The 6,505-nt window shown below is 37.7% G+C and carries 8 protein-coding genes; all 8 read left to right on the top strand.

Annotated features, from left to right (window positions below; genetic code table 11):
• Positions 1-267 precede the first annotated feature (267 nt).
• The 8 genes from MTF67_RS14235 to prc all read left to right on the top strand — a co-directional run bounded on the left by MTF67_RS14235 (position 268) and on the right by prc (position 6,427).
• On the top strand, positions 268-1,107 hold the full coding sequence (locus MTF67_RS14235) for a LytTR family transcriptional regulator DNA-binding domain-containing protein (protein ID WP_006792827.1): 840 nt from the start codon (positions 268-270) through the stop codon (positions 1,105-1,107).
• 118 nt (positions 1,108-1,225) lie between these two features.
• Positions 1,226-2,029 (top strand): CPBP family intramembrane glutamic endopeptidase, encoded by an 804-nt coding sequence (locus tag MTF67_RS14230; protein WP_008127304.1) that lies wholly within the window; start codon positions 1,226-1,228, stop codon positions 2,027-2,029.
• Positions 2,030-2,049: 20 nt separating this feature from the next.
• The gene (locus MTF67_RS14225) at positions 2,050-2,298 is read left to right on the top strand and encodes a hypothetical protein (RefSeq protein WP_006792825.1); all 249 of its coding nucleotides are present in this window, start codon (positions 2,050-2,052) and stop codon (positions 2,296-2,298) included.
• Between the two features lie 170 nt (positions 2,299-2,468).
• The gene (locus MTF67_RS14220) at positions 2,469-2,849 is read left to right on the top strand and encodes a hypothetical protein (protein ID WP_008127308.1); all 381 of its coding nucleotides are present in this window, start codon (positions 2,469-2,471) and stop codon (positions 2,847-2,849) included.
• A 128-nt stretch (positions 2,850-2,977) separates the two neighbouring features.
• A complete protein-coding gene (locus MTF67_RS14215; protein WP_248519896.1) occupies positions 2,978-3,436 on the top strand; it encodes a GAF domain-containing protein in 459 nt (152 codons plus the stop codon).
• Positions 3,436-3,714, top strand: a complete 279-nt coding sequence (locus MTF67_RS14210; RefSeq protein WP_006792822.1) for a hypothetical protein — start codon at positions 3,436-3,438, stop codon at positions 3,712-3,714. The genes MTF67_RS14215 and MTF67_RS14210 overlap by 1 nt, the downstream gene beginning before the upstream one ends.
• Before the next feature lie 15 nt (positions 3,715-3,729).
• Positions 3,730-4,377 carry an RNA chaperone ProQ gene (proQ, locus tag MTF67_RS14205; protein ID WP_006792821.1) on the top strand — a complete coding sequence of 216 codons (648 nt, stop codon included), beginning with the start codon at positions 3,730-3,732 and terminating at the stop codon, positions 4,375-4,377.
• Positions 4,378-4,402: 25 nt separating this feature from the next.
• Entirely contained in the window at positions 4,403-6,427 is a 2,025-nt protein-coding gene (gene prc / locus MTF67_RS14200; protein WP_006792820.1) for a carboxy terminal-processing peptidase, read from the top strand.
• The last annotated feature ends 78 nt before the right edge of the window (positions 6,428-6,505 follow it).

The raw sequence follows: 6,505 nt of genomic DNA, 5'->3' as shown, positions 1-6,505 counted from the left end.
CATTAAAGCCCGCTAAACAGCGGGCTTTTTGTATTGGAAACAAAATTCTTCACTTAATTATGACCCGCTTTTTATCCACGAGTCATATCTAAAGTTCATTGAACGCTAATATGTATATTTTACATCACGAAACAATGTTTATTTAGCTTCATGTTTGACTTTCTTGCCGATTAAAAATCACTATAAAAAGAGTTTAAATGCAATAGAATGCGCATATTAATGTGTGTTACTTTTAAATATCTCAAAACTAAAGGTATATAAAATAGGATGTTGTGGCTAAAAGATGACTTAGAATCAAGGAAGTTAGTTATATATCGTGCTGTTATGTTCTCGTTTATAACACTTTTTGTACTTTTTATTTTTCAACCGTTTGGTACTTCAAACGATAGCGAACCCTATAAGTTACTCCGGCTATCTGGATATGGGTTAGTCACCTTTTGTGCTTTGCTCCTATCGGGTGCAATTGAAATCGCATTACTCAAAATAAACTTTAATGATAAGTTAAAACATTTAACTATTATTCCTTTTACATATTTACTGATAACAGCATTATTTAATCACGGGTATTTTGTGGTTGCAGTGCTGGGGTCTTGGCACTGGCAAAATCAATTACTCTTCGTGGGATATATATTTTGTATTGGTGTATTTCCCCTTATATTTTTACTTCTGGTAAACCGGCACGTAAAAAATTTAATACCCTCAAGCGCAGCTGACGAAAATCAAACGCGGTTAGAAGAAACTGCGTTAGAGACAATCTCACTTAAAGGCGAAAATAAAAATGATGAGGTTAAAGTTGCTCACCATCACATCTTATTTATTAAATCTGCTGATAATTACTGTGAAATCACCATTTTTGATGGTGATAAAATAGTTCAGAGTTTATTACGAACATCACTTACAGGATTGTTAAGACAACTACCTCACAATACATCTGTTATAAAATGCCACCGTTCTTATGCGATCAACTTACAAAGCGTTAAGCATTATAGTGGTAACGCAGGTGGGTTACAGTTATCACTTAATGAATCAAATGTTACAATACCAGTGTCTCGCACCTACGTTAAAACAATAAAAGACGCTTTGTTGTTAGCCCCAAAAACATGTTAACCACCCCAAAACAGTGAGTTTTATACCTTAAATTGCAGCTAAGCCCTAATGAGTCGCTTTGTGCTTATGCTATTGCCAGGATTAAGTTGAATTTAACAACTTAACGAGGAAAAGAGGTATGAAACACGCTATGCATGCGTTTCTAATAATTACTATATTTATATTTTGTCACTACGTAATGAGGCATTTTTGGGGAGATGGTTGGTCTAGCTGGTTATCTAATATTGATAACCAAACTGATATTTTATTCATTCCCGCTAAATTTACCTTTTTATATGGTCCGTTAGTTGCTGCTGCCATTGTTTTGTTTAAACAAGAGAGGTTGTTTGAGTCAATAGGACTTAGCTTTGATGGATTCATTAATTATACACTTGCAGCGTTGCTCTGTTGTATTCCTATGACTCTAGGGTATGCATTTTTAAGTAGTGAACTTCATCTTTCGATATCAGCGATCATTACGGGTTCGGTTTATGCCGGTTTTTTTGAAGAAGTCATCTTTAGAGCTGCATTATTTGGTGTGCTATTTAAATACTGCCGTTGGGGCTTTATACCTGCAGCGTTAGTTAGTTCTGTGATATTTGGTATGGGGCACATTTATCAAGGCAATGACCCTTTATCTGCAGTGATGGCAGTTACGGTAACAACGATTGCAGGGACTTGGTTTGCGTGGCTGTATTGCGAATGTGGATACCGTATTTGGTTCCCAATGTGGATGCATATTTTTATGAATGCGGCTTACGGGATCTTTGGGATGTCAGGTGGGGCAGCAGGGGATTTACAAGGTAATCTATTTAAGGCAACAGCAATTGTATTAAGTATTGTGTATGTAGAGATGCTAATTCGAAAAGGTAAACCACGCGAAGTAGTTTTATCTAAATTGCTTCAAACCCGAGCTCATTCAGCTGCGTGTGCAGTAAATTAATATTAAATGCAGGAGTTATTATGTTCGAATTATTTATGGTTATTATTGTATTTAGCTCACCCGTTCTGTTATTGGCAGCCCTTAAGCGCTACTTCAGTTATAAAACCTCAAAGGTTGAGACACAAGCAAAATTGCAAAGTGCTATTGATGCTTCAAAGATCGTAGCATTAGAAAAACAATCAAAAGTCTTAAACGAAAGGTTGGCGGTGCTAGAAGAAATTGTAACTTCTCGTCGTTTTGAACTCTCAAGCCAAATAGCTCAGTTATGACAACTGAGCTGTTTTGAGCTTAAAACTTTACGCTTATAAAAAGTGATGAGTTGATGGCGTAATGTGGTTTATTTTTGTTCGTAATTTACGACCATAGTCTCTGTTTCTAACTTTGGGTTCTTGGTGCATGCTTATAAATAGAGTTTAAGTGTGTTGTTAAGGACTATTAAATGAAACACCAATTAGCAAAAAGCGTTGCGCTTTCATTACTTTCTCCTGTGATTGTGGGTAGCCTATTAGGTATTTATTATTCAATAACGCTACAAGGTGAATTTGTCTCTATATTTTTTTCATTATTGATGACAGCCATATCTAATGCGCATATTGTTGGCTTAACAATGGCTGCATTTGTTGTCCCAGGCTATTTATTAATGTTTAAATATTCAAAAGTAAACTATTCCGGTGTTTTAACGCTTGGTTTACTTGGTGGTGCTATTTTTAGCTTTCTTTTAAGTGCCTCCACAGGCGAAATATTTTTAATAAATAGTGTTATGTCAGCAATAGCGGCAGGGCTGTTTTTATTTGGTCTTCGTAAAACTTCAAAATCATAATCGCGTCTTTATTAACCAAGGACGCTTTTAAACTACGGAAATTCCTTTTTTTTACCTGCAAAAGGTTCCAATTTTTCATCACAAAGAGTACCTTTAGCTACTGTATGTTTAATAAGAAGTAGTTTGGTATGCAAAAGCACGATTTTTACCAGTCATTAGTTAAACAAACTGAATCGCTGATTACCGGCGAGTCGAATGTAATTGCTAATATGGCAAATATAAGCGCGCTGTTATTTACCTCATTAGATGATGTAAATTGGGCGGGCTTTTACTTTATTGATTCGCCGTCAGAATTAGTGCTAGGCCCATTTCAGGGTAACCCAGCATGTATCCGTATTCCAGTTGGAAAGGGTGTATGTGGAACGGCTGCAGCTACGTTGCAAACACAACTAATTGAAGATGTTCATGCCTTCGATGGGCATATTGCCTGTGATGCAGCATCGAACTCTGAGATTGTTGTACCTATCATGAAACATGGTAAAATATTTGCAGTGCTAGATATTGATAGTCCTAGTATTTCTAGATTTGACACTGATGACAAAGCGGGATTAGAAGCATTGGTTAAATGCTTTGAGGCTAGCTTGTAATGAAAGATTTGCTAAATGTTCAAGACTACCTATTTGCTATACAAGATGTAGGCGACTGGGAAGGCGAAGAAGAACATGTAGCGGAAACGCTCAATGATTTGATTCACATTGCTTGGGACAAACTCCCAGATGATTTAGATTGTGAATCAATCGATGAAATAATAAATGGTATTTGGGAACACCTTCGAGGTGATATGGCTGTACTAGAAGCCGATTTCGAAGAACTGGTCGACTGGGTAATACACTATGTTGATTCGTCCCTTGATGAAAAGATGTGAAAAATAGGTTCTAAAATGGAAACCACAAACAAGCTAAAAGATATTAATGAAGTATTGGAGTTCTTGTACCAAGAATTTCCACAATGTTTTAAACAAAAAGACGGTATCAAACCGCTTAAAGTCGGTATTTTTAAAGATATTGCTGAGCGTATTGAAGGGTCTGAAAAAGTAAGCAAGACTCAAGTTCGTCAAGCACTAAGAAAATACACGTCTAACTGGCGTTATTTAGAAGCTGTGACAAAGTCGGAGTTTCGTATTGACCTTGATGGCAATGAAGGTGAAAAAGTTGAGCAAGAGCACATTGATCATGCTCAAAAAGCACTAGAAGAAAGCCGTGCAAAAATGGCGAAGCGCAAGAAACAACAGCGTCCACGTCAAGACTCAGATTCTAAAAACTTTAAGAAGAAGCCTGCACATGCAAACAAGGGCGCTGATAAAAATGCGTCAGCTAGCAAAGCAACTAAATCTGCACCCGCTAAACGTTCAGGTAAAATTGAACCTTTACCAGCAACAGAGGTCAAGGTTAATAACAAGGTTAAAGTTAAACTAGGCCAAGCACTTGTAAATGCAGTAATCACTGAAGTAAATAAAGACGACGTTCATGTTGAATTAGTGACTGGTATGCAAGTTAAAACCAAAGCAGACAGCTTATACACTGTTTAAGTTGTACATAAATTAAGGAGTTTGTATGAGTAAAAAGTTTACGCTCATTCCGGTAGTTGCAGCCCTGTTTTCAGGTTCATTATTTGCTGCTGTAGAGCCTGTCACCATTGATGATTTACCTCTACTCAAGCAAGAAAGTCAACATGGCACTGCCAGTAAGCGCGTGGCAAGCTTATTTACTCGTTCACACTATATCCCGGTTCGATTTAACGATGAACTTTCTAGTAAAGTGTACGATCGTTACATCGAATCCCTTGATTTTAATAAAAGCGTTTTTTTAGCCAGTGATATTGCATCCTTTGAGCAATATCGCGATAGCTTTGACAACGCTTTAACTACCGGCAAGCTAGGCTTTACGTTTGATATTTTCAATTTAAGCCTAAAGCGCCGTTTTGAACGTTACGAATATTCACTTTCTTTATTAGAAAATGAAATGACGTTCGAAAAACAAGATGAATACTTTTTTGATCGTGAAGATGCAACGTGGCCAACATCGCAAGCAGAGCTAGACGAGATCTGGCGAGAGCGTGTTAAGTACGATGCACTGCGATTAAAAATGACTGGTAAAGATTGGGAAGGAATCAAAGAGGTTCTTACCAAGCGATACAAAAACGCTGAAAAGCGTCTAGTTCAATCTAACTCAGAAGATGCATTTCAAATTGTTTTAAATTCTTTAGCTCGCACTATTGAGGCGCATACGTCTTACTTATCACCAAGACGTGCTGAACAATTTAAAATGGATATGGACCTAGAACTTGAAGGCATTGGTGCTGTACTAACTCCTGACGAAGATTACACCGTAATTCGTAGTCTTGTACCAGGTGGTCCTGCAGACAAAACCGAACAAATTAAAGCAGATGACCGTATTATTGGCGTAGCACAAGACGGTGAAGATTTTACCGATGTGATTGGCTGGCGTTTAGACGATGTTGTAGATTTAATAAAAGGCCCTAAAGGCACGAAAGTACGTTTACAATATTTGAAAGGTGCAGATGCTCACGGCACACCTAAAGTGGTCGAAATTACTCGTGACAAAATCCGCCTTGAAGACAGAGCCGCAAAGTCAGAAGTGTTTGAAGCTAAATATTCTGATTTATCAAGCAAAATTGGGGTTATTGAAATCCCAGGTTTCTACAACAATTTGTCTAAAGACGTAAAAGTTGAGTTAGCTAAATTAAAAGAGGCTAAAGTAGACGGTATTATCATCGACTTACGTCAAAATGGTGGTGGTTCGTTATACGAAGCGACCCAGCTTTCTGGCTTGTTTTTCGATCAAGGTCCTGTTGTACAAATACATACTCTAAATAACCGAATTGAAGAGCAAAGAGATCGTGATGGCGTTACTTATTACGACGGGCCATTAACGGTTTTAGTTGATCGTTACAGTGCGTCTGCATCTGAGATTTTTGCCGCTGCAATGCAAGATTATGGTCGCGCTGTTATTATTGGCGAACAAACATTTGGTAAAGGCACCGTGCAGCAACATAAAGGTCTTGCAAGAGCGTATGATCTTTACGACAACCCATTAGGTAGCGTGCAATACACCATTGCTAAATTTTACCGTATTAATGGCGGCAGTACTCAGCACAAAGGTGTTATTCCTGACATTTCATTTCCATCGGCTATAGATCCTGCCGAGTGGGGTGAAAGTAAACAAGATAATGCACTTCCTTGGGATAGCATTGTTAAAGCAAAATATAAAAAGTTAGGAAATTTAACTCCAGTTATTCCTTACTTAGAAAAGCAGCATAAAGATCGTATTAAATCTGAACCTGAGTTCGGCTACGTGTTTGATGATATAGCGTTGTACAACGAAGAAAAAGATCGTAAAACGATTTCTTTAGTTGAAGCCACGCGTATTAAAGAAAAAGAAGAAGGTGAAGCGCGTGCATTAGTTCGTACAAATGAGCGCTTGAAACGATTAGGTAAAGATCCGGTTGAAAACCTAGATGATGTACCAGATGTAATTGATGAGCTTGACCCGTTCCTTGAAGAAGCAGCCTTAATTACTCAGGACTACATTAACTTTGGTCGCATCGCCAAAAAGTAAAAACTGGTTTTACCACTACAAAAAAGGCGCTCGTGCGCCTTTTTTGCTACCTATCACAGCCTAAATTGTTATAATCTC

The organism is Pseudoalteromonas sp. 2CM32C (assembly GCF_023161925.1).
GTDB lineage: Bacteria > Pseudomonadota > Gammaproteobacteria > Enterobacterales > Alteromonadaceae > Pseudoalteromonas > Pseudoalteromonas marina.
This window is presented reverse-complemented; position numbering and strand designations above follow the sequence as displayed.